The sequence below is a fragment of the Neorhizobium populisoli genome, assembly GCF_019430945.1.
Lineage (GTDB): Bacteria > Pseudomonadota > Alphaproteobacteria > Rhizobiales > Rhizobiaceae > Neorhizobium > Neorhizobium populisoli.
The window spans coordinates 149,432-176,241 of record NZ_JAHYCB010000005.1 but is presented as its reverse complement, the minus strand read 5'-3'; the positions used below and the strand labels follow the sequence as shown (position 1 = coordinate 176,241).

Annotated in this window: 22 protein-coding genes; 11 read left to right on the top strand and 11 right to left on the bottom strand. The window is 60.7% G+C overall.

Annotated features, from left to right (window positions below):
- The first annotated feature begins 181 nt into the window (after window positions 1-181).
- A complete protein-coding gene (metH, locus tag KX729_RS15045) occupies window positions 182-3,955 on the top strand; it encodes a methionine synthase (protein ID WP_219743290.1) in 3,774 nt (1,257 codons plus the stop codon).
- Window positions 3,956-4,037: 82 nt separating this feature from the next.
- On the opposite strand, the gene KX729_RS15040 is transcribed toward metH, so the two are convergent.
- From KX729_RS15040 to KX729_RS15020, 5 genes are all read right to left on the bottom strand, one after another.
- Window positions 4,038-5,099: an ABC transporter ATP-binding protein gene (locus KX729_RS15040; protein ID WP_219743289.1), complete on the bottom strand. Its 1,062-nt coding sequence runs from the start codon at window positions 5,097-5,099 to the stop codon at window positions 4,038-4,040.
- Between the two features lie 13 nt (window positions 5,100-5,112).
- Window positions 5,113-5,901, bottom strand: a complete 789-nt coding sequence (locus tag KX729_RS15035) for an ABC transporter permease (RefSeq protein ID WP_219743288.1) — start codon at window positions 5,899-5,901, stop codon at window positions 5,113-5,115.
- A gap of 10 nt (window positions 5,902-5,911) precedes the next feature.
- Window positions 5,912-6,787 (bottom strand): ABC transporter permease, encoded by an 876-nt coding sequence (locus KX729_RS15030; protein WP_219743287.1) that lies wholly within the window; start codon window positions 6,785-6,787, stop codon window positions 5,912-5,914.
- Between the two features lie 91 nt (window positions 6,788-6,878).
- Window positions 6,879-7,982: an ABC transporter substrate-binding protein gene (locus tag KX729_RS15025; RefSeq protein ID WP_219743286.1), complete on the bottom strand. Its 1,104-nt coding sequence runs from the start codon at window positions 7,980-7,982 to the stop codon at window positions 6,879-6,881.
- A gap of 150 nt (window positions 7,983-8,132) precedes the next feature.
- Entirely contained in the window at window positions 8,133-9,035 is a 903-nt protein-coding gene (locus KX729_RS15020) for a MurR/RpiR family transcriptional regulator (RefSeq protein WP_376775968.1), read from the bottom strand.
- A 172-nt stretch (window positions 9,036-9,207) separates the two neighbouring features.
- Between KX729_RS15020 and KX729_RS15015 the strand changes: the two genes are divergently transcribed.
- The 6 genes from KX729_RS15015 to KX729_RS14990 all read left to right on the top strand — a co-directional run bounded on the left by KX729_RS15015 (window position 9,208) and on the right by KX729_RS14990 (window position 16,597).
- A complete protein-coding gene (locus KX729_RS15015) occupies window positions 9,208-9,984 on the top strand; it encodes an N-formylglutamate amidohydrolase (RefSeq protein ID WP_219743285.1) in 777 nt (258 codons plus the stop codon).
- A 104-nt stretch (window positions 9,985-10,088) separates the two neighbouring features.
- The gene (locus tag KX729_RS15010; RefSeq protein ID WP_219743284.1) at window positions 10,089-11,639 is read left to right on the top strand and encodes an amino acid permease; all 1,551 of its coding nucleotides are present in this window, start codon (window positions 10,089-10,091) and stop codon (window positions 11,637-11,639) included.
- An 84-nt stretch (window positions 11,640-11,723) separates the two neighbouring features.
- A complete protein-coding gene (locus KX729_RS15005) occupies window positions 11,724-13,094 on the top strand; it encodes a glutamine synthetase family protein (protein WP_219743283.1) in 1,371 nt (456 codons plus the stop codon).
- 41 nt (window positions 13,095-13,135) lie between these two features.
- Window positions 13,136-14,521: an aldehyde dehydrogenase family protein gene (locus tag KX729_RS15000; protein ID WP_219743282.1), complete on the top strand. Its 1,386-nt coding sequence runs from the start codon at window positions 13,136-13,138 to the stop codon at window positions 14,519-14,521.
- Window positions 14,518-15,663: an iron-containing alcohol dehydrogenase gene (locus KX729_RS14995; RefSeq protein WP_219743281.1), complete on the top strand. Its 1,146-nt coding sequence runs from the start codon at window positions 14,518-14,520 to the stop codon at window positions 15,661-15,663. The genes KX729_RS15000 and KX729_RS14995 overlap by 4 nt, the downstream gene beginning before the upstream one ends.
- A 217-nt stretch (window positions 15,664-15,880) precedes the next feature.
- A complete protein-coding gene (locus tag KX729_RS14990; RefSeq protein ID WP_219743280.1) occupies window positions 15,881-16,597 on the top strand; it encodes an AAA family ATPase in 717 nt (238 codons plus the stop codon).
- Between the two features lie 166 nt (window positions 16,598-16,763).
- On the opposite strand, the gene KX729_RS14985 is transcribed toward KX729_RS14990, so the two are convergent.
- Both KX729_RS14985 and KX729_RS14980 read right to left on the bottom strand, forming a co-directional pair.
- A complete protein-coding gene (locus KX729_RS14985; protein WP_219743279.1) occupies window positions 16,764-17,993 on the bottom strand; it encodes an HWE histidine kinase domain-containing protein in 1,230 nt (409 codons plus the stop codon).
- A 125-nt stretch (window positions 17,994-18,118) separates the two neighbouring features.
- Entirely contained in the window at window positions 18,119-19,423 is a 1,305-nt protein-coding gene (locus tag KX729_RS14980; RefSeq protein WP_246617641.1) for a L,D-transpeptidase family protein, read from the bottom strand.
- 391 nt (window positions 19,424-19,814) lie between these two features.
- On the opposite strand from KX729_RS14980, the gene KX729_RS14975 reads away from it, so the two are divergent.
- The 4 genes from KX729_RS14975 to KX729_RS14960 all read left to right on the top strand — a co-directional run bounded on the left by KX729_RS14975 (window position 19,815) and on the right by KX729_RS14960 (window position 21,855).
- Window positions 19,815-20,645 (top strand): DUF4432 family protein, encoded by an 831-nt coding sequence (locus KX729_RS14975; RefSeq protein ID WP_219743277.1) that lies wholly within the window; start codon window positions 19,815-19,817, stop codon window positions 20,643-20,645.
- Between the two features lie 88 nt (window positions 20,646-20,733).
- Window positions 20,734-21,072, top strand: coding sequence for a protein tyrosine phosphatase family protein (locus tag KX729_RS14970; protein ID WP_219743276.1), 339 nt, complete (start codon window positions 20,734-20,736; stop codon window positions 21,070-21,072).
- Between the two features lie 66 nt (window positions 21,073-21,138).
- Window positions 21,139-21,480 carry a RidA family protein gene (locus KX729_RS14965; protein WP_219743275.1) on the top strand — a complete coding sequence of 114 codons (342 nt, stop codon included), beginning with the start codon at window positions 21,139-21,141 and terminating at the stop codon, window positions 21,478-21,480.
- 57 nt (window positions 21,481-21,537) lie between these two features.
- Entirely contained in the window at window positions 21,538-21,855 is a 318-nt protein-coding gene (locus KX729_RS14960; protein WP_219743274.1) for a hypothetical protein, read from the top strand.
- 28 nt (window positions 21,856-21,883) lie between these two features.
- Here KX729_RS14960 and KX729_RS14955 read toward each other — a convergent pair whose 3' ends face one another.
- From KX729_RS14955 to KX729_RS14940, 4 genes are all read right to left on the bottom strand, one after another.
- On the bottom strand, window positions 21,884-23,545 hold the full coding sequence (locus KX729_RS14955) for a thiamine pyrophosphate-binding protein (protein WP_219743273.1): 1,662 nt from the start codon (window positions 23,543-23,545) through the stop codon (window positions 21,884-21,886).
- Window positions 23,542-24,738, bottom strand: a complete 1,197-nt coding sequence (caiB, locus tag KX729_RS14950) for a succinate--glutarate CoA-transferase (protein ID WP_219743272.1) — start codon at window positions 24,736-24,738, stop codon at window positions 23,542-23,544. The genes KX729_RS14955 and caiB overlap by 4 nt, the downstream gene beginning before the upstream one ends.
- Window positions 24,735-25,700 (bottom strand): DMT family transporter, encoded by a 966-nt coding sequence (locus KX729_RS14945; protein WP_219743271.1) that lies wholly within the window; start codon window positions 25,698-25,700, stop codon window positions 24,735-24,737. The genes caiB and KX729_RS14945 overlap by 4 nt, the downstream gene beginning before the upstream one ends.
- 97 nt (window positions 25,701-25,797) lie before the next feature.
- Window positions 25,798-26,730: an alpha/beta fold hydrolase gene (locus tag KX729_RS14940; RefSeq protein ID WP_219743270.1), complete on the bottom strand. Its 933-nt coding sequence runs from the start codon at window positions 26,728-26,730 to the stop codon at window positions 25,798-25,800.
- Window positions 26,731-26,810 lie beyond the last annotated feature (80 nt).

Genomic DNA, 26,810 nt, shown 5'->3' with positions numbered 1-26,810 from the left:
AATCGTTGGGACGGGTACGTCACTCAGAACGCCTATAGCGCCGGGCCGGTTGCCTGTCACCGGCATTCTTAAATCGATTATCGTGCAGGCGTTTATATGCCGGCGCGCTATGGTTATATATTGACATAAAGATATGTTTATGTCGTTATCGAGCTAATTTGAATTCGATGAAGGGTGCACCATGTTCGACGAACTGTTCGGTCCCGAAGCTCAAAAGCGCGATGGCGCGGAAATCCTGGCGGCGCTCAAGGCTGCCGCTCGCGAGCGTATTCTGGTTATCGACGGCGCCATGGGCACCGAGATTCAGGGCCTGGGTTACGGCGAAGACCATTTTCGCGGCGACCGTTTTGTCGGCTGCGCCTGCCACCAGCAGGGCAATAACGACCTTCTGATTCTATCGCAGCCGCAGGCGATCGAAGAAATCCATTATCGCTACGCCAAAGCGGGTGCCGACATCATCGAGACGAATACGTTCTCGTCGACCCGTATCGCCCAGGCCGACTACCAGATGGAGCACGCCGTCTACGACCTAAACCGCGACGGTGCGCGGCTGGCAAAGCGCGCGGCGTTCCGGGCGCAGAAGGAAGACGGCCGCCGCCGCTTCGTCGCCGGCGCCATCGGCCCGACCAACCGGACGGCCTCGATCTCCCCCGACGTCAACAATCCCGGTTACCGCGCGGTGACGTTCGACGACCTGCGCCTTGCCTATAGCGAACAGCTCGACGGCCTGATCGACGGCGGCGCCGATATCATCCTGATCGAGACCATCTTCGACACGCTGAACGCCAAGGCGGCGATCTTCGCCTGCGCCGAGCGTTTCGAGGCGAAGGGCCTGCGCCTGCCGGTGATGATCTCCGGCACGATCACCGACCTTTCCGGCCGCACCCTTTCCGGCCAGACGCCGTCCGCCTTCTGGTATTCGGTGCGTCACGCCAACCCGTTCACGATCGGCCTCAATTGCGCGCTGGGTGCCGATGCGATGCGGCCGCACCTGCAGGAGCTGTCGTCGGTCGCCGATACGTTCATCTCGGCCTATCCGAATGCCGGCCTGCCGAATTCCTTCGGTGGTTACGACGAGACGCCGGATGATATGGCCCGCCAGATCCGCGGCTTTGCCGAAGAGGGCATCGTCAACGTGGTCGGCGGTTGCTGCGGCTCGACGCCGGAGCATATTCGCGCCATCGCCGAGACCGTAGCCGAGTTCAAACCGCGCGAGGTGCCGGAGCACAAGCCGTTCATGTCGCTGGCCGGCCTCGAGCCGTTCGTCTTCACCAAGGACGTGCCTTTCGTGAACGTCGGCGAGCGCACCAACGTCACGGGTTCGGCGAAATTCCGCAAGCTGATTACATCAGGCGACTACACAGGGGCACTGGCTGTCGCGCGCGACCAGGTCGAGAACGGCGCTTCCGTCATCGACATCAACATGGATGAAGGCCTGATCGATTCCGAAAAGGCTATGGTCGAGTTCGTCAACCTGATCGCGGCCGAGCCGGATATTGCCCGCGTGCCGATCATGCTCGATTCTTCGAAGTTTGAGATCATGGAAGCCGGCCTGAAATGCGTGCAGGGCAAGCCGGTCGTCAATTCGATCTCCATGAAGGAGGGCGAGGAGAAGTTCATCGCCCAGGCGAAGCTCTTGCGCAACTACGGTGCGGCGGTCGTCGTCATGGCCTTCGACGAACAGGGGCAAGCGGACAGCTACGAGCGCAAGGTTGCAATCTGCGAACGCGCCTATAAGCTCCTGACCGAGGAAGCTGGCTTCCCGCCGGAAGACATCATCTTCGATCCGAACGTGTTTGCGGTCGCAACCGGCATCGAGGAGCATAACAGCTACGGTCTGGCCTTCATCCAGGCGACCGAGACGATCCGCCAGCGGATGCCGCTGGTACATGTCTCGGGCGGCGTGTCGAACCTGTCCTTCTCGTTTCGTGGCAACGAGCCGGTGCGCGAGGCGATGCATGCCGTGTTCCTCTACCATGCGATCCAGGTCGGCATGGATATGGGCATCGTCAACGCCGGCCAGCTCGCGATCTATGAGAACATCGATCCCGAATTGCGCGATGCCTGCGAAGACGTGGTGCTGAACCGCCGCGACGATGCTACCGAGCGGATGCTCGAAATTGCCGAGCGTTATCGCGGTGCCGGGGCCAAGGAAGCCAAGGAAAAGGACCTCGCCTGGCGCGAATGGCCGGTCGAAAAGCGCCTGTCGCATGCGCTGGTCAACGGCAATACCGAATTCATCGAGGCCGATACCGAAGAGGCGCGGCAGAATGCCGAACGGCCGCTGCATGTCATCGAAGGCCCGCTGATGGCCGGCATGAACGTGGTCGGCGACCTGTTCGGTTCCGGCAAGATGTTCCTGCCGCAGGTGGTGAAGTCCGCCCGCGTCATGAAACAGGCCGTCGCCGTTCTGCTGCCTTACATGGAAGAGGAAAAGCGCCTCAATGGCGGCGACCAGCGGAAATCCGCCGGCAAGATATTGATGGCGACCGTCAAGGGCGATGTCCACGATATCGGCAAGAACATCGTCGGCGTCGTGCTCGCCTGCAACAATTACGAGATCATCGATCTCGGCGTCATGGTGCCATCGACGAAGATCCTCGAGACGGCGATTGCCGAGAAGGTCGATATCATCGGCCTGTCGGGCCTTATCACTCCATCGCTCGACGAGATGGTGCATGTGGCGTCCGAAATGGAGCGTCAGGGTTTTGACATTCCGCTGCTGATAGGCGGCGCGACCACCAGCCGAGTCCATACGGCCGTCAAGATTCATCCGCGTTACGACCGTGGCCAGGCGATCTATATCACCGATGCCAGCCGCGCGGTCGGCGTCGTGTCATCGCTGCTGTCGGAAGATGCAAAGCCGAATTATATCAGCACCGTGCAGGCGGAATATGCGAAGGTTGCAGCGGCCCATGCCCGCGCCGAAGCGGAAAAGACCCGGCTGCCGATCGCTCGGGCCCGCGACAATGCCGAGAAGGTCGACTGGGCGGCATACCTGCCCACCAAGCCGCAGTTTACCGGCACCAAGGTCTTCGAGACCTACGATCTGGCGGAACTCGCCAAATACATCGACTGGACGCCGTTCTTCCAGACCTGGGAGCTGAAGGGCCGTTTCCCGGCTATCCTCCAGGACGAGAAGCAGGGCGAGGCTGCGCGCCAGCTTTATGCCGATGCCCAGGCGATGCTTGAAAAGATCATCACCGAGAAGTGGTTCCGCCCCCGCGCGGTGATCGGCTTCTGGCCGGCCAATGCCGTGGGTGACGATATCCGTCTCTTTACCGATGAGAGCCGCAAGGAGGATCTCGCGACCTTCTTCACCCTGCGCCAGCAGCTTTCGAAGCGCGATGGCCGCCCGAATGTGGCGCTATCGGATTTCGTGGCGCCGCAATCGACCGGCCTCAACGATTACGTCGGCGGTTTCGTGGTGACGGCCGGCATCGAGGAAGTGGCGATTGCCGAGCGTTTCGAGCGGGCGAACGACGATTATTCGTCCATTCTCGTCAAGGCGCTGGCCGACCGTTTTGCGGAAGCCTTTGCCGAGGCGATGCATGAGCGGGTCCGCAAGGAATTCTGGGGTTACGCCGCGGACGAAAACTTCGCTTCCGATGAGCTGATCACCGAAGCCTATGCCGGCATCCGCCCGGCACCGGGCTATCCGGCCCAGCCCGACCATACGGAAAAGGCGACGCTGTTCCGGTTGCTGGATGCGACCGCGACAACGGGTGTCGAGCTGACCGAGAGCTATGCCATGTGGCCCGGCTCATCGGTTTCCGGCCTCTATATCGGCCATCCGGCATCCTATTATTTCGGGGTCGCCAAGGTCGAGCGCGATCAGGTCAACGACTATGCCAAGCGCAAGGGCATGGCGGTCGAAGAAGTCGAGCGTTGGCTCGGCCCGGTCCTCAACTACATACCATCGTCGGGCCAGGAAGCCGTTGACGACGCGGCTTGAGCCGCGTCCCGACACCCACAGAATCAATGCAAAAAGGGCGCCACTTGGCGCCCTTTTCTATTCGATCCCGTTTCGCGCGTTATCAGTCGCGGACGATCAGGAAATCGCTGGCGTTGAAGCGCAGCGTCACCGTTTCGCCCGGCTGTGGCTGGACCGTATCGGGCGAATTGAACATGTCGAATGATATCAGGTTGCCGCCCACATCGATCTTGGTGCGGATGACCGAACCCAGGAAGTGCGACAGCACGACCGTGCCGGTAATCGAGGTATCGCCCTTGGCACTTTCCGACAGCGAGCCGGCTTCCGGGCGCAGCGCGATCGAAATCTTGTCGCCGCCTTTGAGCGCGCCGATTGATTCCTTGAGCTTGACGGTGTTCTCGCCGACCTTGACGGTATTGGCAGCCGGATCGGCGACGGTCGCGTCGATCATGTTCAGCGTGCCGACGAAGGACGCGACAAAGCGGGTTGCCGGGCGGTTATAGATTTCGGACGGCGCGCCGATCTGGTCGGCACGGCCGGCATTCATCACCACGATGCGGTCGGAGATCGACAGCGCCTCTTCCTGGTCGTGGGTGACGAAGACTGTGGTGATCCCGAGCTGACGCTGGATCTGGCGGATTTCCTCGCGCAGCGAAACACGGATCTTGGCATCGAGCGCCGAAAGCGGTTCGTCGAGCAGCAGGACCTGTGGCTTTGGGGCAAGCGCGCGGGCGAGTGCCACGCGCTGCTGCTGGCCGCCGGACATCTGGTAGGGGTAACGGTCGGCGAGATGATCGAGAGAGATGAGTTTCAGCATCTCCTTAACCCGCTTGTCGATGTCGGCCTTGTTCATGCCGGCAATCTTCAGGCCGAAGGCGACGTTGTCGAAGACGTTCATGTTTGGGAACAGCGCATAGGCCTGGAAGACCATGCCGATATTGCGCTGGTTGGTCTTCAGCTTGTTCTGGTTCTTGCCGTTGATCGAAATGGCGCCGTCGCTCGGATTTTCGAAACCGGCGATCATGCGAAGCACGGTCGTCTTGCCGCAACCCGACGGGCCGAGGAACGAGACGAACTCGCCCTTCTCGATCGACATGTTGAAGTCCTTGACGACCTGGGTCTGGCCGAAGCTTTTTTTGATATGTTCGAGAACGAGGAACGACATTGTCGAAAAATCCTTAGGCCTTGGAGGGCGCCATTTTGCTGAAACGGGAGACAAGCTGCAGGAGGCCCATCGAGAACCAGGTGATGGCGAAGGCGATGATGGCGAGCGCCGAGGGCTCATAGGCGCGATTGGCGCCGACGAGCTGCAGGTAGGGACCGAAAGCCGGGCGGTTGAGAAGGGCGGCCATGGTGAATTCACCCATGACGATCGCGAAGGTGATGAAGGCACCGGACAGCACGCCCGACATAACGTTCGGGAAGATGCAGCGGAACATGATGGTCGGCCACTTGGCGCCGAGGATTTCCGCGGCTTCCGTCAGCGTCCGCACGTCGATTGCACGCATTGCCGTATCGACCGAACGGTACATGTAGGGGAGCGACAGCGTGATGTAGGAGAGGACGAGCAGCATGTTGGTGCCCTGGATGGAACCCGTGAAGGGGATCCAGGACGAGGAATTGTAAAGGCGCAGGTAACCGAAGACGATGACGATCGCCGGGATGACCAGCGGCATCAGCGTCAGGAACTCGATGACCGGACGCATTTGCGGCAGCCGCAAACGTACCCAATAGGCTGTCGGAACCACCAGCAGCATGCCGAAGATGATGGTGAAAAGCGCCATCAGCATCGAGAAACCGAAGGTCGACTGGAACTGTGCGTCCGAAAACACCGACTGATAGGCGTCGAAGGAATAGGCGCCGCGGCGCATGCGCATCGAGAATTCGAACGTTCCGATCAGCGGTACGAAGAAATAGATGACACCGATGGCGATGGCGAACCAGGCGAGGGCTTTGCTTGCTTTCATGTCTGCGCCCTCACTTCTGCCAGCGTTCGGCGCGGATGCGCAGAAGGATATAAAGGATGTTCGAAACACCGGTGATGACGATCATGCCGAGCGCCAGCGCGTAACCAAGATTGGCGTTGTGCAGCACGTCGCCGCGGATCTGGGCGTAGAGCAGGATCGGAACGATGTTCAGCGAAGAGCCGGTCAGCGCGTAGGCGGTGGCGATGGCGCCGAAGGCGTTTGCGAAAAGGAGCAGGGTGGTGCCCATCAGGCTCGGCCAGAGGATCGGCAGCGCGACCATGCGCCAGTATTGCCAGGTCGAGGCGCCGAGGATTTCGGCCGCTTCGCGCCATTCCTTCTTCATGCCGTCCAGCGCCGGCGTCAGGATCAGCACCATCAGCGGGATCTGGAAGAACATGTAGGTGATGGTGAGGCCGAAGAAGGACAGGATGTTGAAACCGGTCCCGTAGAGATTGAAGCCGACCCAGTCGCGCAGCAGAACGGTGACGAGGCCGGTGCGGCCGAGGGTGGCGAGGAACGCGAAGGCCAGAGGCACGCCCGCGAAATTGGATGCGACGCCCGAAAAAGTCAGAAGACCCGAACGGATCCAGCCGGGCAGGCCGCCCATGACGATCGCCCAGGCAAGGAAGAAGCCGATCACCGCGCCGCCGATCGAGGAGGCGACCGATACCCGGATGGAAATCCAGTAGGCGCTCAAAATCGACGGGGTGAAAAGGTCGGCAATGTTCTTGAAGGTGAACTGGCCATCGGGCGTGAAGAACGCGCCGGTCACCAGATAAAGCGTCGGCAGGATGAGAAACATCATCGCGAAGATCATGAACGGCGCGATGCCGAGCCAATCCACGACAGTGCGGCGGTCGATGAAGGACGTGGAGGCTGTGCTCATGAGGGGCGGGCTCTAAGCTTCGGAGATGCCGGCGTCTGCCGGAGAAGGAAAGGCCTCCCCGCGCATGGCGCGGAGAGGCCGGTTCAGACAATTACTTGACGTTGGCGCCGACGACCGAATCCCACTTGGTGGTGATTGCGGCCTTGCCCTTGTCCTGTTCGTCGAGCGTCGGGAAGATCGACTTTGCGTAGCCTTCAGCCGGCGGCAGGGCGTCGAGCAGGTTCTTCGGGATCTTGTTGTTCTTGGCAAGATCGTTGAAGCGGATCGGGTGGCAATAGCCCTTCAGCCAGCCGAGCTGACCTTCGTCGGAATAGAGGTATTCCATCCAGAGCTTGGCAGCGTTCGGGTGCGGGGCAAAGGCGGAGATCGCCTGGACGTAAACGCCGGCGACAACGCCGGTTGCCGGGACGACGACCTGTACCGGCGGGTTGCCCTTCAGGGTGTCGCGCCAGGACAGACCGTTATAGTCCCAGGCGACGACGACCGGGGTGGAGCCCTGTGCGAGCGAAGCGGACTTGCCGATGACCGGAACCAGGTTGCCGGCCTTGTTGAGCTCGGCGAAGTAGGAGAGGCCAGCGGCACCGATCTTGGTCGGATCCTTTTCGCCGGTGGCAGCGCCAGCAGCGTAAACAGCCTGAACGGCCTGGTTGGAAGCGCGCGGGTCGCCAGCGAGGGCGATCGAGTTCGCGAATTCCGACTTCTTCAGGTCGGCCCAGTCCTTCGGGACGTTCTTGACGATATCGGTGTTCACGACGAACGAAAGAACGCCGTAATAATCGCCGTACCAGTAGCCGTCGGCATCCTTGGCGTCGGCCGGGATCGAATCCCAGGTGGAGACCTTGTACGGCTGGATCAGGCCGTCAGCCTTGGCGGACGGACCGAAGGACAGGCCGACGTCGATCACGTCGGGAGCCTGCGGGCCCTTGTTGCCCTTGTTGGCCTTGATGGCTTCGATTTCGTCGCCCGAACCGGCGTCCGGGTTCAGTTCGTTGACTTCGATGCCGTACTTGGCCTTGAAGCCTGCGATGACGTCGCCGTAGCCGCACCAGTCGTGCGGAAGCGCGATCGTGGTGAGCGTGCCTTCCTTCTTGGCAGCGGCGATCAGATCGGCGCTCGGCTCGGCAGCAGCCAGGCTGGCCGAGGTGACGACCAGAGCGGTCGTCAGCGAAAGAAGACGTTGGGTCTTGTTGAGCACGGTATCCTCCTAGGGTTCGGGTCTTGTGCTTTAGGGGTCGTTTCGGCGCGACTCGTAGAGCGAGTTTATGTAAGGTATATGACAGCCCGGAGTGTGAGCATTTGCTCATAATCTCATTGGTTTGCCGGCATATTTCGGTAGCCCGGGTTGCTAGTCCGGACGTGTCTGTCGGCCCGGTCGTCGGAAGAGACGACTTCGTTCGAACAAGCCTTCGAGAGAATTGATGCGTTCGCGGGTTTCCGCCCAGGTCGAACTCTGTACCGCCTCGATCAGCGCTTCGACGACAAACAGCGTAATAACTGAGCTGTCCCAGGCGGATGGTGCCTCGATGCGGACCTTGAACATGTGTTCGGCATGTTTGGCGACGGGGGAGGCCCAGACGTCGGTGAACAGTATGATGACGACGCCATTGGCCCGTGCGGCCTCCGCCAGCGTCGCCATCTCCTGCTCGTAACGGCGGATATCGAAGATCACCAGCACGTCGCCGGCGCTCATGTTCAGGACATGTTGCGGCCAGGAGCTGGAATTGGTGGAGATCAGGGTCGTTTTCGGGCGGATCACCTGCATATGGGTGAAGAAATATTCCGCCAGCGCCCCAGTGATACGGCCGCCGACGAAGTAGATGCCGCGGCTGCGATCACGAAGAAGTGCTGCCGCGCCCTCGAATGTCGGGGTGTCGAGCTCCGAAAGTGTATCGCGCAGATTGGCGGTGATCGCGTCTGCGAAGCGGTTGAGGATATGCGTTCCCGGTGCGTTGGAGGCCCAGCGGTCATGCTTGGCGATCGGGCTCGAGATCGTCGCTTCGAGTTCCTGGTGCAGATGCGACTGGAATTCCGGATAACCCTTGTAGCCGAGCTTCTGCACCATGCGCGCGACGGTCGGCGTCGAGACGCCGGCATTTTCCGCGATCACAGTTATGCTGCCGAGGCCGGACACCGGATAGTTCTCCAATAGGCTGTCGGCCAGTTGTTTTTCCGCGCGCGTCAGGCTGTCGTAACGAACACGAATGACGTCCGATACGGTGCGCGCAGAGGTTGGCACAGTGGCTGGCACGAAAGCTGTTCCCTCCGGTCTTCGCCGGTTTATGACACGACTTAAAAGGAGTTTTATGACAGCTGTCAATCACGCCCTTGAAGAGAAATTTTCAGAACTGGATTGACGGCGGGCTGAAAGTGAAGAATTCTCTTCTTCATCCAATCTTAATCAGATATTGCCGGGAAGCCTCATGTTGCTGCAGTCGGATTTTTTCACGGAAGCGGACGGGCAGGCCGTCGCTGTGGAAAATCCCGGCGCCAGGGGCGAGGTCCTGCTGGTCTGCGAACATGCCTCCCGGCGCATGCCGGTACGCTATGGGAATCTCGGTCTTTCCGACGATGTGCTTGCCTCCCACATCGCCTGGGATCCGGGTGCGCTGGCGGTTGCGCAGCGCATGTCGAAAAGCCTCGATGCGACTCTGATCCACCAGCGGTTCTCGCGGCTGATCTACGACTGCAACCGGCCGCCCGAAGCGGCTGACGCCATGCGGGATGTTTCGGAAATCTTCCGTATTCCCGGTAATGAGAATCTGTCCGATGCGGAAAAGGAGCGGCGTACGGCGGCGCTCTACATTCCGTTTTATGACAGGATCCAAAACGAGATTGTTACACGCGCCGGGCGCGGCCAGCCGACCGCGCTGGTGACGATCCACAGCTTCACACCGGTCTATTTCGGCAAGCAGCGGCAAGTCGAGATCGGTATCCTGCATGACCGCGACAGCCGGCTCGCCGACCGCATGCTGGCGGCAGCGGCCGATACCAAGATCTACCGGGTCGAGCGCAACGAGCCATACGGCCCGGCGGACGGCGTTACCCATACGCTGGAGGTCCATGCCCTGCCGGGCGGGCTTCTGAATGTCATGATCGAGATAAGGAACGATTTGATAATCGACGAAATCGGCCAGGGGGTCGCGGCCGATTTTCTGACAGGATTGCTGCGGGAAAGCCTCGCGAACATCCAAAGATAAAAAAGACCCGGGGAGCAGTTGTTCGCATGCCCGCGGCTCTGATGCCGCGGAAGACGAAACCGAAAGGCCGCATGAAGCGGTCCGTCTGCTAAGAGGGGAAGTCGATGCCTGATTATACCGATCTGGACAAGAAGCAGGATGTCCACATCCTGCATTCCATGGGTTATGCGCAGGAACTTGAGCGGCGCATGAGCTCGTTTTCCAATTTTGCAATTTCATTTTCAATCATCTGCATCCTGTCCGGCGGCATCAATTCGCTCGGTCAAGCGACCGCTGGCGCCGGTGGTGCCGCGATCGGCATCGGCTGGCCGCTCGGCTGCCTGATTTCCGGCATTTTCGCGCTTGGACTGGCGCAGATCGGCTCTGCCTATCCGACGGCGGGCGGTCTCTATCACTGGGGTTCGATCCTGGGTAACCGCTTCACCGGCTGGCTGTCGGCATGGCTCAACCTGCTCGGCCTCGTCACCGTGCTGGGCGCCATCAATGTCGGAACGTTCTACTTCTTCTTCGGCGCCTTCGGGCCGACTTTCGGCATCGAGGATACGCTGACGCATCGTGTCGTCTTCGTCGCGGTCATCACCGGCCTGCAGGCCGTCATCAACCATTTCGGCATCGGCCTGACTGCCAAGCTCACCGATTTTTCCGGTTACCTGATCTTTGCGACGGCTATTCTTCTGACCGTCGCCTGCCTTGTTGCCGCGCTCGGTTTTGATATCGCAAGACTCTTCACTTTTGCGAATTATACGGGTCAGGAAGGTGCGGCGCTCGTCTGGCCGAACAGCGTTTCCGGCACAATGGCCTTCCTGCTCGGTCTGCTGCTGCCGATCTATACGATCACCGGTTACGATGCGTCGGCACATACGTCGGAAGAGACCGTCAAGGCCGCCGTGTCGGTTCCGCGCGGCATGGTGTCCGCCGTCGTCTGGTCGGCCGTCTTCGGTTACATCATGCTGTGCGCCTTCGTGCTGATGATCCCAAGCATGGAAGATGCCTCCAAACAGGGTTGGAACGTGTTTTTCTGGGCGATGGACGCGCAGATGAACCCGACGGTGAAGAACGTCCTCTACTTCCTGATCTTCATCTCGCAATTCCTGTGCGGCCTTGCGACCGTGACCTCCGTTTCGCGGATGATCTTCGCCTTCTCGCGCGACAAGGGTCTGCCGGCTTCGTCGGCCCTCGCCAAGGTCAGCCCGAAATACCGGACGCCGGTTGCGGCGATCTGGACCGGTGCCGCCCTTGCCGTGCTGTTCGTCTGGTTCACCTCGGCGATCACCATTGCCGGTACGCCGGCCTATTCGATCGTCGTGTCCTGCACGGTCATCTTCCTGTTCCTGTCCTTCGCGCTTCCGATCGCGCTTGGGCTCTTCACGATCGGCACCGCGAAATGGCCGAACATGGGGCCGTGGAACATGGGGATCGGCGCCTATAAGCTGGTCGCCGTGCTGGTGATCATCTCGATGATCGTCATCTTCTTCATCGGCATCCAGCCGCCGAACGACTGGGCGCTTGAAATCACCGTCGGATTCCTGGCGCTGACCGCGATCGTCTGGTTCGCCTTCGAGAACCGCCGCTTCATGGGGCCGCCGATCGGTGACGCGATCGCCAAGCGGCAGGCCGAAATCGCGGCAGCGGAAGCGGCTGTCGGAGAAAAGTAACACGACAGGGGCCGACGCCCGAAATCCCCGCCGCCGTGACATTTGACCGTTGCGGCGGTTCACCCTTTTCAACGGATGTGATGCATGACCCCGACCTACTCCTTCGACGACCTGAAACGCGATGTTGCCGAGGGCCGCATCGATACAGTCATCGGCGCCCTTGTCGACATGCAGGGGCGGCTGATGGGCAAGCGGTTCCAGGCGGAATATTTCGTCGAAAGCGCCTTCCACGAAACCCATAGCTGCAATTACCTTCTCGCTACCGACCTCGAGATGGAGACGGTGCCGGGCTACAAGGCATCGAGCTGGGAAAAGGGTTACGGCGACTATACGATGAAGCCGGACCTTTCGACGCTCCGGACCCTGCCATGGCTCGAAGGCACCGCACTCGTCCTCTGCGACGTCTACGATCACCATACTCATGAAGAAGTGCCGCACTCGCCTCGCGCCATCCTGAAAAAGCAGGTGGCCCGGCTGGAGGCGATGGGCATGAAGGCCTTCATGGCGACCGAGCTGGAATTCTTCCTGTTCGACCAGACCTATGAGAGCGCCCGCGAAGGCGGCTACCGCAACCTGAAACTCGCCAGCGGTTACAACGAAGACTACCACATCTTCCAGACAACCAAGGAAGAGGATGTGATGCGGGCGATCCGCACCGGGCTGCAGGGCGCCGGCATTCCGGTCGAAAATTCCAAGGGCGAGGCGTCAGCCGGGCAGGAAGAGATCAACGTCCGTTACACCGACGCGCTGACCATGGCCGACCGGCATTCGATCATCAAGAATGCCGCCAAGGAAATCGCCTGGCAGAAGGGCAAGGCTATCACCTTCCTTGCCAAGTGGAATTATTCGGCTGCCGGCAGCTCGTCGCATATCCATCAGTCGCTGTGGAGCTTGGATGGCAAGACGCCGCTGTTCTTCGACAAAAACGGCGAATACGGCATGTCCGAGCTTATGAAACACTATATGGCCGGGCTTCTGGCCCATGCAGGCGAGATCACTTATTTCCTGGCGCCGTTCATCAATTCCTACAAGCGCTTCGTCGCCGGCACATTCGCGCCGACCAAGACGATATGGTCGAAGGACAATCGCACGGCCGGATTCCGCCTCTGCGGCGAGGAAACGAAGGGTATCCGTGTCGAATGCCGCGTCGGCGGTTCGGACCTCAACCCCTATCTTGCCATGGCGGCGCTGATCGCCGCCGGCATCGACGGGATCGAGAAGAAGATGGCGCTGCAGCCGGCTTTCGTGGGGGATGCCTATATGACGAGCGGCGTCAGCGAAATCCCGAAGACGCTGCGCGATGCGACAGCGCGTTTGAACGATTCGTCCTTCCTGCGCTCGGTCTTCGGCGACGACGTCATCGACCATTATGTGCGCGCTGGAAACTGGGAGCAGGAAGAATACGACCGTCGTGTGACGGATTGGGAAGTGGCGCGCGGATTTGAGAGGGTGTAGACCTCTCCGCACCTATCATAAAAGCAATGGGAAGACAGATCATGACGATGATCCAATGTATCTCGCCGGTGGACGGTTCGGTTTATGCCGAACGCCCGGCGATGTCGGTTGAGGCGGCGGCGGAAGCCATTGGCCACTCGCGCAAGGCGCAGAAGGCCTGGGCCAAGCGGCCGCTCGAAGAGCGTGTCCAGCTGGTGCTGAAGGGCGTCGCTCGGCTCAATGAGATGGTCGACGACGTGGTGCCGGAACTGGCCTGGATGATGGGCCGGCCGGTGCGTTACGGCGGCGAGTTCAAGGGCTTCAACGAGCGCTCCAATTATGTCGCCAATATCGCCGCCGATGCCCTGGCGCCGATGCGGATCGAGGACAGCGCCACGTTCGAGCGTCGCATCGAGCGCGAGCCGCATGGCGTCGTCTTCGTCATCGCGCCGTGGAATTATCCCTATATGACGGCGATCAACACGATCGCTCCGGCGCTGATGGCCGGCAATACGGTCGTCATCAAGCATGCCTCGCAGACGCTGCTGGTCGGCGAGCGGCTGGTGCGCGCCTTCGTCGAGGTGGGCGTTCCGGAAGATGTCTTCCAGAATCTCTTCCTCGACCATGACACGACGGCCAAGCTGATCGCGCAGGGCCTGTTCAATTTCATCAATTTCACCGGTTCCGTCGAAGGCGGCCGGTCGATCGAGCGGGCAGCAGCCGGCACATTTACCGGCATCGGCCTCGAACTCGGCGGCAAGGATCCCGGTTACGTGATGGACGACGCCGATCTCGACGCGGCAGTCGACGTGCTGATGGACGGCGCCACCTACAATTCCGGCCAGTGCTGCTGCGGTATCGAGCGCATCTATGTGCATGAATCGCTTTACGACCAGTTCGTCGAGAAGTCGGTCGCTTGGGTATCGAACTACAAGCTCGGCAATCCGCTCGACAAGGAAACGACGCTTGGGCCGATGGCCAACAAGCGTTTCGCCAAAGTAGTGCGCGAGCAGATTTCCGACGCTGTTTCCAAGGGTGCCAAGGCGCTCATCGATCCGAAGCTTTTTCCGGCGGATGACGACGGCGCCTATCTGGCACCGCAGGTCCTCGTGAATGTCGATCACACCATGCCGTTCATGCGCGAAGAGACGTTTGGCCCAGCCGTCGGCATCATGAAGGTGAAGAGCGACGAAGAAGCGCTCGGCCTGATGAACGACAGCCAGTACGGCCTGACTGTTTCCCTCTGGACCCCGGATGTCGATCGCGCCAACCGCATCGGCAGCCAGCTTGAAACCGGCACGGTGTTCATGAACCGCGCCGATTATCTCGATCCGGCGCTCGTCTGGACCGGCGTCAAGGAAACCGGCCGTGGCGGCTCTCTGTCGGTCCTCGGTTTCCACAACCTGACCCGCCCAAAATCCTATCACCTGAAGAAGGTCACGAAATGAATATCGTCGCGAACTGGAGCTATCCCACCGCCGTCAAGCTCGGCCGGGGCCGCATCAAGGAACTGGCGGAAGCCTGCAAAACGCTCGGCCTGAAAAAGCCACTCCTGGTCACCGACCGGGGACTGGCCTCGATGGCGATCACCGGCCATGCGCTGGACGTTCTGGCCGAGGCCGGTCTCGGCCGGGCGATGTTTTCCGACGTCGATCCGAACCCGAACGAGAAGAATCTCGAAGCCGGCGTGCAGGCCTATAAGGATGGCGGCCATGACGGTGTCGTCGCCTTCGGCGGCGGTTCGGGCCTCGATCTCGGCAAGCTGATCGCCTTCATGGCTGGCCAGACGCGGCCGGTCTGGGATTTCGAGGATATCGGCGACTGGTGGACGCGCGCCGATGCCTCGAAGATCGCGCCGATCGTTGCCGTGCCGACCACGGCCGGCACCGGTTCGGAAGTCGGCCGGGCAGGGGTTCTCACCAATTCCGTCACCCATGTGAAGAAGATCATCTTTCATCCGAAGCTTCTGCCGGGCGTCGTGATCTGCGATCCGGAACTGACCATGGGCATGCCGAAGGCGATCACCGCCGGCACCGGCATGGATGCCTTCGCGCATTGCCTGGAAGCCTATTCCTCGCCGTTCTTCCATCCAATGTCCGGCGGCATCGCGCTCGAAGGCATGCGGCTCGTCAAGGAATTCCTGCCGCGCGCTTTCAAGGACGGGCAGGATCTCGAAGCCCGTACCAACATGATGGCGGCAGCCGCCATGGGCGCCGTCGCCTTCCAGAAGGGGCTCGGCGCCATCCATTCGCTGTCGCATCCGATCGGCGCGGTCTACAACACCCATCACGGCATGACCAATGCGGTCGTGATGCCGCCGGTACTGCGTTTCAATCGTTCGGCAATCGAGGAGAAGATCGGCCGCGCAGCCGCCTACCTCGGCGTTGCCGGCGGCTTTGATGGCTTCTACGATTATGTCCTGTCGCTGCGTTCCGAGCTCGGCGTCCCGGACAATCTGACCGCCATGGGAATCAAGCCGGACCGAATCGATGAGCTGACTGCGATGGCGATCGAGGATCCGAGCTGCGGCGGCAACCCGGTTCCGATGACGCTTGAGAACACGAAGTCACTTTTCTTGGACTGCTTTTAACGGTTTCAACCGTCGCAAACCTTGGCGTTAACGAAGGCCCGGAGGCCAAAACCTCCGGGTTTTCCGCGTTTTAGGGCTTGAGGTTAAATCTGCCGGTTGATTTTCATGGGGCTTAAATTTGCAATTCGTTAACCATGTTTGGAAAGGATGTGATCACGACACCATGCTCCCGGTGTCCTCGCGAGCGATGCGGCTCAACAGACTTTCGAGGACTACAATGCCTGTAATTTCTTTTGCCAATGCCAAGGGTGGCGCCGGTAAGACGACTGCCGCGCTGCTGCTCGCTACCGAACTTGCCCATCAGGGTTATCGCGTCACGGTCATCGACGCCGATCCGCAGCGCTGGATCAGCCAGTGGTTCGAAACCTCCGGCAATGTTCGCAATATCGAAGTCATCTCGGAAGTCACTATTGCCTCGCTGCAGTGTCACCTGCGCGAAATGGGTCCGCGCACAGACTATTTCATCATCGATCTGGCTGGCGCCCGCGATGCTCTCGTCACCACGGCTATCGGCCTGTCCGATCACGTGATGATCCCGGTCCAGGGTTCGGCGATGGATGCAAAGGGTGCAGCACAGATTCTCGACCTGCTTTCTTTCCTCAAGGAAAAGGCTGGCCTCACCATTGCCCATTCGGTCGTGCTGACCCGCGTTACCTCGATGGTCACCACCAAGGCTCTCCTGACCATCAAGGGCCTGCTGGCCGCCCGCGGCGTCCACGTCCTCGATACGCCTATCGGCGAGCGCATCGCCTTCAAGGAACTGTTCGAGACCGGCGGCACGCTGCACACGCTCGATCCGGCCAAGGTCAGCAATGTCGACAAAGCCAAGGAAAACGCCCGCGGTTTTGCTCAGGAAGTCATGCGCATGATGCCGATGAAGGTCATCCGCTCCGGCGCGCCGCGCATCTTCAACTTCACGCGTAACGCCGCCTGAAGATGACCCGCTTCGAGCCCTGTTCAGCCCAGGGCTTCATCAGGACGCGGCCGGTTCGATAAGGACTGGCCGCGTTTCTGTTTTGATATTTGCGCGGGCGCTAGCATGGATCTGCCGCGGGCAGTCCGCCGGTGAAAACGAGCAAGTTCAGGTTAGCTAAGTCCGATTACTCGGCTCCCTGAAGCTCGCTTAGCTGGGCGCTGATTTCGCACATCAAGCCCGTGCTGTTATAGGCAAGAACCACGCTGCCTGGGCCGGTAAGGCCTGCGCTGATCAATCTGGACCCGAAGCCGTTTCGTTCAGGTTTGACGACTACAGGCCCCTTGGTCTCCCGCCAGGTTATCCGCAGGGTTTCATCGGCGCCCTTGCCATCTACTCGCCAGTTGAGATCCACGCTGCCGCCACCGACCGACAGGGAACCATGCTTGAGTGCATTGGTGGTCAATTCGTGCACGATCAGCGCGACGTTCAATGCGGCTTTCGAGCCGATCCCGACCTCCGGACCGTCGATACGGATTCGACCCGCTACACCCGCACTATTGGCAGCCGTTGCCACGACATCACCCAGCAGAGCTGCCTTCCAGTTCGATTGCAGCAGGATGTCATGGGCGGAGCTGAGGGTCATCAATCGCTGCTGCAGTGTTTGCACCCGTGCCTGATCGTTTGAACCTCTTAACGTGTGGGAGGTGATCGCCGTTACCATGGCGAACAGGTTCTTGACCCGATGACCGAGTTCTCCTGCCAGAAGTTTCTGGAGTTCCTGCGTCTCGCGGAGCGTGGTCACACTCGCCTCGAGTTCCTTCTCGCGCTCTCGCAATGCTTCCTCCGCAATGGTGCGGTCCAGCAGATCGGCGGCCTGCCGTGCGAGAATATCGAGGAGACGGAGGTCACGATTTGATGGCTGATGCGGTTCGCTCCAATGGGTGGAGATCATACCCAGCAACGACCCGTCGCGCGAAACTAGCGGCGTCGTCTGGGCCGACCGGATACCGGCTCTGCGAAAGGCCAGCAAATCCGGGGTGCCGGCAATGTCTGGCCAAGTTTCAAAGTCGGGGATAATGGCACGCTGCCCGGATTTGAGCGCCTGGGTACAACTGCTGAAAGCGCTTGGTGTGACCCACTGCCAGACTGCCTGGTCCTGTGGGGTCAGTCCGCGCGATGTCAGAAGATGCAGGCCGGTTCCCGAGCCGTCTTCGGACTTGCGCAACAACTGCATCGTCCCGAACTGCGACCGGGTTATCGATATGGCGGCGTCGACAATCTTCCCATAAAGCGCCAACCGGTCCTGCTCTCCGATCAGATCAACACTGATGGCATGCAGCAACTCGATATCCGATGCTTCGTCGGAGGGCTTGGTAAGAGGTCGATCGCTGGAGATAATGCGGAGATTGGTCAACGAAGCACTCGCCGGAAACAATTGAACACGCATATCTGATGGAGCACAGATAGCCGCGCAAGAACGCTTTCACGGCAAATCTGTTCCCGCGACATTGTCGAAAATTTTCAGCGACGTGCTTAAGCTTACTCGACGAATTCCACCGTCGTCCCAGGCTTCACCATCTTGGCCAGTTCGCGCGCATCCCAGTTGGTCAGTCGTACGCAGCCATGGCTGTTCGTCTTGCCGATCTTCGACGGTTCCGGCGTGCCGTGGATGCCATAGGTGGGCTTGGAAAGCGCGATCCATACCGAGCCGACAGGGCCATTCGGGCCCGGCGGAATCTGCAGGATCTGCGTGTTGTTGCCCTGGGTGAAGTTGATCTTCGGATTGTAGGTATAGCCTGGATCAAGCGCGATGCGTTCGACAGTATGATTGCCGCTTGGCGACGGCGTGTCGCTGGAGCCGATCGTGGCCGGGTAGGCGGCGATGAGCCTGCCGTCGGCGCCATAGGCGAAGACCTGTTTGCGGCCCTTGTCGGCGACGATATTGGTCACCTGGCCGGTTTTCGGCTGACCCGGATTGATGACCTTGATGATCGTGCCGGGAATGGTGAAATCGACGCCGGGGTTCAGCGCCTTCAGGTAATTCTCGTCCATGTGGAACTGCTCGCCGAGCTTTTCCGTCACCGATGTATAGGACATGGCCGGCAACTGCGCCTTGTGGGCGTAGTCTTCGGGAATGGACGCAACGTATGGGCCTGCCGCATCGGCCGGCGTGATCGTGTAGTCGATGATCGGCAGGCCGCCCGAATAGGTGAGGCGCTGCAGAATGTCTTCCGAATTGTTCGGATCGATCGTTTCGCCAGTCATTTCCTGCCAGGCGGCGAGCGCCTTGTTGACGTTATCGCCCAGATGGCCGTCGATGACGCCGGGCGAAATGCCTTCGCGATCCAGGAAGACCTGAAGTGCTGCGATTTCCGCCTGCGGTTTCTTGGTCACCGTAATGATCGGTTTCTGCGGATGCGAGACTTCGGGCGGAGGCGATTGATTCGGCTCGATCGAGGCTTCCTGCGGATAAGTATTCTGGACGCCCGGCAATTGCTGGTTATCCAGAGGCAGACGGCTGACGGAGCCGGGGATCGTGCCGGTCAGCGCGCCGGGTTCGTTCCAGCCCTGGTTCTGGCCGGGATATTGGCCCTGCGCCGGGCGCTGACCATAAGCCTGGTTCTGCTGGTTGGCGCCACCCTGACGCTGCGGATCGCCCGGTCGGTATTCGCGATAATCCTGAACGCCGCCGTAGCCCGGCTGATATCCGCCGGCATCACGCAGGGCACGATATCCGCCCGGAGCAGGAGGATACTGATCGACTCGGGTCGGGCGATAGGTTTCCTGGCGCATTTCGGTTGCCACGACGTTGCCGTAGTGATCGATAAAGATGCGACGACCCATGCGATCGCGGCTGATGACGACATCGCCGTTGTTCGGGACGTAATCGAGAATGGCGCCATCCGGTGCGACAAGCACGTTTTCCGAAGGGTAGCGCCCGTAGCGGTCCTGCGCGCCCGCAGGGGCAATGCCCTGAATGGCGGTCAAAACGACGAGGCTGACGCTGGCGATAAAGAGGCGCTTCACGATGTCACCGACTTCCTTGTTCCTTGCATGGACGTAATCGGGAACCGGCCAAATCGTTCCCACACCCGTTTACACGCGCTAAGTGTCTGCCGCCACAGACAAGTTAATTTTGACGGTAGTGTGGAAAAACTGAATTCGTCATGAATGCATCGTTAAATTCCGATCACGATCGGTTAGAACTCCTGAAGAAATCGTGAAGAGGGTGATTATGAAGGCGTTTTCCGCTGCCAATGGGCCGAAACTTATGCTCGACGAGACTTCGGTTCTCGATATCGGCGGCTGTTTCATCGGCGATACGGATCTGGCTCCCGGCCGGGCTATCCCCGACGACGGCGACCCGCGGATCGACCACTCCCTGGAAGGCTTTCTCTTCACCTGTGGTCCCGATCACATCCGCCATCCGGATTTCATCGAGGGACGCGACGACGGCAAGAAGTTTCCGCTGCATGGCTCCTATTCGGCGCATCCGGCCGAAATCCTGTTCTGGGATGTGCAAGGTGAGGATGCGGAATGCCGCGCCCGCGTACCGCTGACGGTCGCAACAGGCGAGACGGCGCTGCTCGAACGCCACTGGCGGATCAATGGAGAGACGGGTGAGGTCAGCCTTTCCGACAGGCTGACCAATACCGGCAGCAAGCCGCTCGCACGGGTGCATATGTATCACATAAATATCGGTGCCTGGCTGTTCGACGACAATGTTCGGCTTTCCGGCGTGATGCTGGAAGGCGGCGGCTTTCCGTGGAATTTCGGCGCCGATCCGGGCAGCGTCTTTTGCGTTCCGGTCAGCGGCGAATGGGCCGAGATGTCGCTCGGTCCGATCGCGGCGATCGGCGGGCTGACGCTGAAGGTCAAGTTCCGCACCGATACGCTTCCGTATCTGCAGATGTGGCGCAATCAGAAGGCGCCGGCGCATGTGCTTGGTATCGAACCGGTTTCGCATCGGCTGGCGAACCGGGCGGAGCTGATCGCGACGAGCGAAATCACCTTTCTGCAGCCGGGCGAAAGCGCCGATTATGGGCTGCGTTTCGCTTTCGTCTGACGGCGTACCTGTCAGGCTCTTCCTGCGATTGACGCCTCTGCGGCACCGTCGTAATGCTTGCGCCTCGTTTCATTAAGAGGGTTCCAACATGGACATTCGCCAGATCAACGACGAGTATTCCGTCACCGGCCAGATCACCGTCGAGGATCTCGACCAGGTCAAGGCCATGGGCTTCAAGTCGGTCGTTTGCCACCGTCCGGACGAGGAAGAGCCCGGCCAGCCGCATTTTGCTGAGATCGAAGCGCGCGCCAAGGAACTCGGCCTCGACATCCGCCACATCCCCGTCGGCCGCATGGGCGTCGACGAGCAGGGTGTGAATGCGATGGTCGACGCTCTCGAAGAGTTTCCGCGCCCGATGCTCGGCTTCTGCCGTTCCGGCGCCCGCTCGATGGCGATCTACGAAAAGAGCCAGCATCTGCGCGGCTAAGGTTTACCCGCCGCCCTGTGCTTTCAGCGCGGGGCTATTTCCAGCTCAATTCCCAGGAGCATATCCATGAGCATCAAGCGCATCGAGCCGGGCGCCCGCATGAGCGGCGCCGTCGTCCACGGCAACACCGTCTACCTCGCCGGCCAGGTTGGCGATGGCGAGAGCGTCACCGATCAGTGCAAGGACGCGCTGGCTTCCGTCGAGCGCCTTCTGGCCGCCGCCGATTCCGACAAGTCGAAGATCCTGCAGACGATCATCTACCTCTCCGACATGTCCACCTTCGGCGAAATGAACGCCGTCTGGGAAGCCTGGATCGACCCGGCAAACCCGCCGGCCCGTGCGACCAGCGAAGCCAAGCTCGCAGCGCCGAAGTACAAGGTCGAGTTCATCGTTACGGCTGCGCTTTAATAATCGAGGCCACGGATGATGAAACGTCGTCTGCTTGCGATGTCTATGACAATCGGCATGACGGCATCCGTGGTTTCCGCCAAAGAACTACCGCCGATCCCGGAAGGCTCCGGGCTCGGCGTCGCATCGACGAGCATGGTTTTCGCAATAGTCTGCGACATGCGTCACCGGCGCCCGCAGATGGTCGTGGATGCGAAGAACCTCTTCCTGAAATTTGCGCGTAAGGATCTCAAGGATCCGGAAGTCGCGACCGAACGGGCCTTCAAGGAGGCGCGCCGCGGTGTGACGCCTAGCCATGCAACAGCAGCCAATCAGCACACGGTTGAGAGTTGCGATCGGCTGGCCAGAATGTTGAAGCGCGAACTTTCCCGCTGAAATTTCGCGCTTCCCAACAACCTCGAGATCAGCTCTTGTTCCTGATCTGCGTCAGCGTCTTTGCCGGCGTCAGCGCTTCCATATCCAGCTTCACTTCGATGATAGCCGGCTTGCCGCTGGCGCGTGCCCTGAGATAAGCCGAGCCAAAATCTTCCGTTTTTTCCACCAGTTCGCCATGGCCGCCGAAGGCCTTGGCATAGGCGACGAAATCCGGGTTGACGAGATCGGTGGCGCTGACACGGCCGGGATATTCGCGCTCCTGGTGCATGCGGATCGTGCCATAGGTGCCGTTATTGACCAGTACCGTGATGATCGGCAGGCCGTAACGGACGGCGGTGATGAATTCCTGGCCGTGCATCATGAAGCAGCCGTCGCCCGCAAAGCAGACGACTTCCCGCTCCGGAAAGAGCTGCTTGGCGGCAACGGCGGCCGGCAGGCCGTAACCCATCGAGCCGGAGGTCGGGGCGGACTGGGTATTGTATTTCTGGAAGCGGTGGAAGCGGTGCAGCCAGGTGGCATAGTTACCGGCGCCATTGGTGAAGATCGCCGTATCCGGCGTATTCTCCTCGATCCATTGCATGATCGGACCCATATGGACATTGCCGGGACCGGTCTGCGGCGGCGTCGACCATTTCAGATAGGATTCGTGCATCGCCGCCGTGCGATCTGCCCAAGCGGGTGAGGCGGGCGCTTCCAGCTCGCTGATCGCCGAGATGAATTCCGCCGGTGCGGCACAGATCGCCAGATCCGGGCGGTACATGCGGCCAAGCTCTTCCGGATCGGGGAAGATATGGATCAGCTTCTGCTTCGGGTAGGGGATGTCGAGCAGCGTATAGCTGGAGGAGGGGATTTCCGACATGCGGCTGCCGAGCAGCACGACGAGATCGGCTTCCTTGATCTCCTTTGCGAGCGTGGGATTGATGCCGATACCGACATCGCCCGCATAAGACGAATGCAGATGATCGAACAGCATCTGGCGACGGAAGGAGCAGCCGACCGGCACCTTGAAGCGGCTGGCGAAGTCACCGAACTGCTGGACCGCTTCTTCGCTCCAGCGGGTGCCGCCGACGACGAAGATCGGCCGCTTGGCTTCCTTCAGTGCTTTCTCGAATTCGGCGACCTGGCTCTTGCCCGGATGGCTTTCGACACGTGTATAGGCCTGCGCGTCAGGCGCCTCGACCTCATCGACCAGCATGTCTTCCGGCAGCGTCAGCACAACCGGGCCGGGGCGGCCGGAAGTGGCGACGGCAAAGGCGCGGGTGACGAATTCCGGAATGCGGCGCGCATCATCGATCTCACCGACCCATTTGGCGAATTCGGTAAAGGCGCGGCGGTATTCGACTTCCTGGAAGGCCTCGCGCTCCTTCATCTCGCGGCCGATCTGGCCGACGAAGAGGATCATCGGGATCGAATCCTGCTTTGCGATGTGCAGGCCGGCGGAAGCGTTGGTGGCGCCGGGTCCGCGGGTCACCATGCAGATGCCCGGCTCGCCGGTGAGGCGCCCCCAACTGTCCGCCATCATCGCCGCGCCGCCTTCCTGACGGCAGACGAGAACGTCGATGCCGCTTTCATACAGCGCGTCGAGCACGGCGAGATAGCTTTCGCCCGGAACGCAGGAGATGCGCTTGACGCCGTTCGCCTTCAGCGCCTCGACAATGAGCTGTCCCCCGGTTTTTTTGGCGGTCTTCATTTGTTTTTCCCCTCCAAGGATTCCAGTTCGGCCAGAACTTCGGCCGTATGTTCGCCGAGCGCCGGGCTCGGACGATGATAGACAAGCGGCGTCTCCGACAACACGATCGGGTTGCGGACGCCCGGAATGACCGTGCCGTCGGCGGCTTCGAGATCGATGCGAAGGCCGCGCGCTTTCACCTGCGGATCGTCGAACATCTCGGCAATCGAGTTGATCGGGCCGGCCGGCACGGCGTTTTCGCCGCATGCGGCAAGCAGGTCGGCCTTTTTCCACTTCGCGGTCTGGGCGAGCAGCAGCCGGCGGACCTCGACGCGATTGGCGACACGGGCCTTGTTGGTGCCGAAACGCTCATCGTCTGCGATCGTCTCGATGCCGAGAATGCGGCAGAAACGGCGGAACTGGCCGTCATTGCCGACGGCGAGGATCAGGTGGCCGTCTTCGGTCGGGATGACTTCGTAAGGACTGATGTTCGGGTGGGCGTTGCCGAGCTTTACAGGCGACTTGCCCGACATCAGGAAGTTCATGTTCTGGTTGGCGAGAATGCCGGCCTGAACATCAAGCAACGCCATATCGACATGCTGGCCTTCGCCGGTTTTCATCACATGGATCAGAGCGCCCTGGATGGCGGTCACCGCATAGATGCCGGTGAAGATGTCGGCGATCGCCACGCCCGCCTTCATCGGTTCGCCGTCCGGCTCGCCGGTAATCGACATGAAACCGGACATGCCCTGGACGATATAGTCATAGCCGGCAAGCGCCGCGTAAGGTCCGTCCTGGCCGAAGCCGGTGATCGAGCAATAGATCAGCTTCGGATTGACCTTCTTCAGGCTCTCATAATCGAGCCCGTATTTGACGAGGCCGCCAAGCTTGAAGTTTTCGATGACCACATCGGACGTGGCGGCAAGGCGGCGGACGATCTCCTGGCCTTCCTCGGTCTTCAGATCGACGGCGATCGAGCGCTTGCCGCGATTGGTCGAGTGGTAATAGGCGGCGGACAGGTTCTCGCCGCTCACGCTTTCGACGAAGGGCGGACCCCAGGCGCGGGTATCGTCGCCGCCATCGGGGTTTTCCACCTTGATGACATCGGCGCCCATATCCGCCAGCATCTGACCGGCCCAGGGACCGGCAAGGACGCGGGCGAGTTCGAGGACACGGATGCCGGCGAGCGGCGGTTTTTTGGGCGTATCGGTCATGGTGTCACTGAGGTCTCGGAGGTGTTCGTCACCGGCTTCTGCGAAGCCGCGCGGCGTTCGCGCCAGATGATGTAGAGGCCGGAGCCGATGATGATGGAGATGCCGAGCCATTTGATCGGATCGGGGAAATCGCCAAAGACCAGCCAGCCGAACAGGGTGGCCGATATGATCTCGAAATATTGCAGCGGCGCGATGACGGAGGCAGGCGCTGCGCGATAGGCGTAGACGCCCAATATGCCCGAGACGGAGGCCGCCACACCGACGCCGATCAGGAATGTGAAGGTCAGCCAGCCCGGAATGACGGGCGCCATGAAGGCGATATCGGTAACGTCGCCGACCACCAGAAGCAATGCACAGATCGGCATGCCCCAGAGAGCCATCTGGAACTGCATGGCCCACGGGTCTTCCCTATGCGCCAGCGCCCGCGTCATCAGGGCGAAGATCGCCACGCAAAGCGCCGAGACGATCGGCAGGAGCGCAATGAGGCCGATCTCCTGGAAGCTCGGACGAATGACAATCATCGCACCGAGAAAACCGACGGCGCAGGCCGTGTAACGTCGCCAGCCGATGACTTCCTTCAGGAAGATGCTGGACAGCACGGTCAGCATGATCGGCTCGACGAAGAAGATGGCGACCGTATCGGCGACTTCCATGACGGCAAGCGCCGCCACGAAACAGATCATCGACAGCGTGATGATCGCGGCGCGGATGGCATGGTAGAAGCTGAGCTTCCAGGAGAACTGCCGCCATGAGCCGTTCCACAGCACGATGGGCAGCATGAAAAGCGCCTGGAAAACGAAGCGAGCGGCGGTGATGAAGGTCGGCGAGGCGACATCGGTCGAAAGCTTGGAAAAGATATCGATCAGCGGCGCGATCAGCATTGCGATGATCATCAATCCAAGACCGTGGACGACACGGCTTTCGGCTTGCGGTTTCGACAGGCTGGCGGATGGCGCACTCATGATTGACCTATAACCGGGCGACGTGCCCGAAGCACTTGATTAAATGTCATGAACTCATTCCGATTAGGATGAGCCGGTTTATCCTGGGCGGGTGCGATCAGCGTGCGGCTGGCGGCAGGACATGGCTTGCCCAGGCGGCGAATTCGGCCGAGGCGCGCGCACGCACCGTGTCGTTCAGCGTCTCGTGGCGGGTGCCGGGCCAGATTTTTGTCGTGACCTTGGTGAAACCGATTTTCTTGAAATGCTCGGACAACCAGAGGATTTCGCGCCCGCCATTGGTGGCAGGGTCTTCGGCGCCGCCGATCAGGTGGATCGGCATATCCTTGCGCAGCCTATCGATCAGTTTCGGAGCGCGGAAGGTCAGTTCGAACAGGTCGAGCCAGAGCGAGACGCTGGCGCCGAAACCGCAAAGCGGATCGTCGATATAGGCGTCGACAATCTCGCGGTCGTGGCTCAGCCATTCGAACTCGGTGCGGTGGCCAGGAATGGATTTGCCCCAGGCGCTGAAGGTGAGTTTCGGCAGAAGGCCGCTCGGCACGTCCGAGCCCTTCAGCGCTCTTTCAATGAGCAGGATGCCTTGAGCGGCGCGACCAGCCGGGCCGGGATGGAAGTTGGAGTTCCAGACAGCCAGCGCATCGAAGCTCTCGGGATAATCGACCGCCGCATTGAGCGCGATCAGCCCGCCCATGGAATGTCCGAACAACACGACAGGCAGGCCCGGATGCGCGGCGGCCGCCATGTCGCGCATAGCTTTGACGTCCTGCAGTACCAGCCGCGCGCCGTCACGGCGGGCGAAGCGGCCGATCGGGGCGTCCGGTGCCGTCGTCTGCCCGTGGCCGCGGTGATCGAAGGCGTAGGTGTTGAAACCCGAAATCGCCATGGCTTCGGCAAAGCCCTTGTAGCGCCTGGAATGTTCGGCGAGACCGTGGCTGATCAGCAGGATGCCTCTGGGCGAGCCTGTCGCCGGTACATGGTGAAAGGCGATGTTCGCGCCGGTTGGGCTTTGCAGCCGTCGTGTTTCCTCGAACATCTCGTTTCCCCCGCCCGTTCGCGCATTGCTCCCGGCCGCCAATTCGCCTACATAGCGGCAAACCGAAATTCCCCGCGGAG

Bases quoted from the DNA above. Each gene is read 5' to 3' on its own strand.
- KX729_RS15015 (WP_219743285.1), top strand. From the start codon at position 9,208: ATGTTGCTGCAGTCGGATTTTTTCACGGAAGCGGACGGGCAGGCCGTC.
- caiB (WP_219743272.1), bottom strand. From the start codon at position 24,738: ATGACCGATACGCCCAAAAAACCGCCGCTCGCCGGCATCCGTGTCCTC.
- KX729_RS15005 (WP_219743283.1), top strand. From the start codon at position 11,724: ATGACCCCGACCTACTCCTTCGACGACCTGAAACGCGATGTTGCCGAG.
- KX729_RS14945 (WP_219743271.1), bottom strand. From the start codon at position 25,700: ATGAGTGCGCCATCCGCCAGCCTGTCGAAACCGCAAGCCGAAAGCCGT.
- KX729_RS15035 (WP_219743288.1), bottom strand. From the start codon at position 5,901: ATGAAAGCAAGCAAAGCCCTCGCCTGGTTCGCCATCGCCATCGGTGTC.
- KX729_RS14970 (WP_219743276.1), top strand. From the start codon at position 20,734: ATGGACATTCGCCAGATCAACGACGAGTATTCCGTCACCGGCCAGATC.
- KX729_RS14960 (WP_219743274.1), top strand. From the start codon at position 21,538: ATGACGGCATCCGTGGTTTCCGCCAAAGAACTACCGCCGATCCCGGAA.
- metH (WP_219743290.1), top strand. From the start codon at position 182: ATGTTCGACGAACTGTTCGGTCCCGAAGCTCAAAAGCGCGATGGCGCG.
- KX729_RS15000 (WP_219743282.1), top strand. From the start codon at position 13,136: ATGACGATGATCCAATGTATCTCGCCGGTGGACGGTTCGGTTTATGCC.
- KX729_RS15010 (WP_219743284.1), top strand. From the start codon at position 10,089: ATGCCTGATTATACCGATCTGGACAAGAAGCAGGATGTCCACATCCTG.
- KX729_RS14980 (WP_246617641.1), bottom strand. From the start codon at position 19,423: ATGGGTCGTCGCATCTTTATCGATCACTACGGCAACGTCGTGGCAACC.
- KX729_RS15030 (WP_219743287.1), bottom strand. From the start codon at position 6,787: ATGAGCACAGCCTCCACGTCCTTCATCGACCGCCGCACTGTCGTGGAT.
- KX729_RS14990 (WP_219743280.1), top strand. From the start codon at position 15,881: ATGCCTGTAATTTCTTTTGCCAATGCCAAGGGTGGCGCCGGTAAGACG.
- KX729_RS14940 (WP_219743270.1), bottom strand. From the start codon at position 26,730: ATGTTCGAGGAAACACGACGGCTGCAAAGCCCAACCGGCGCGAACATC.
- KX729_RS14955 (WP_219743273.1), bottom strand. From the start codon at position 23,545: ATGAAGACCGCCAAAAAAACCGGGGGACAGCTCATTGTCGAGGCGCTG.
- KX729_RS15040 (WP_219743289.1), bottom strand. From the start codon at position 5,099: ATGTCGTTCCTCGTTCTCGAACATATCAAAAAAAGCTTCGGCCAGACC.
- KX729_RS14975 (WP_219743277.1), top strand. From the start codon at position 19,815: ATGAAGGCGTTTTCCGCTGCCAATGGGCCGAAACTTATGCTCGACGAG.
- KX729_RS14995 (WP_219743281.1), top strand. From the start codon at position 14,518: ATGAATATCGTCGCGAACTGGAGCTATCCCACCGCCGTCAAGCTCGGC.
- KX729_RS14965 (WP_219743275.1), top strand. From the start codon at position 21,139: ATGAGCATCAAGCGCATCGAGCCGGGCGCCCGCATGAGCGGCGCCGTC.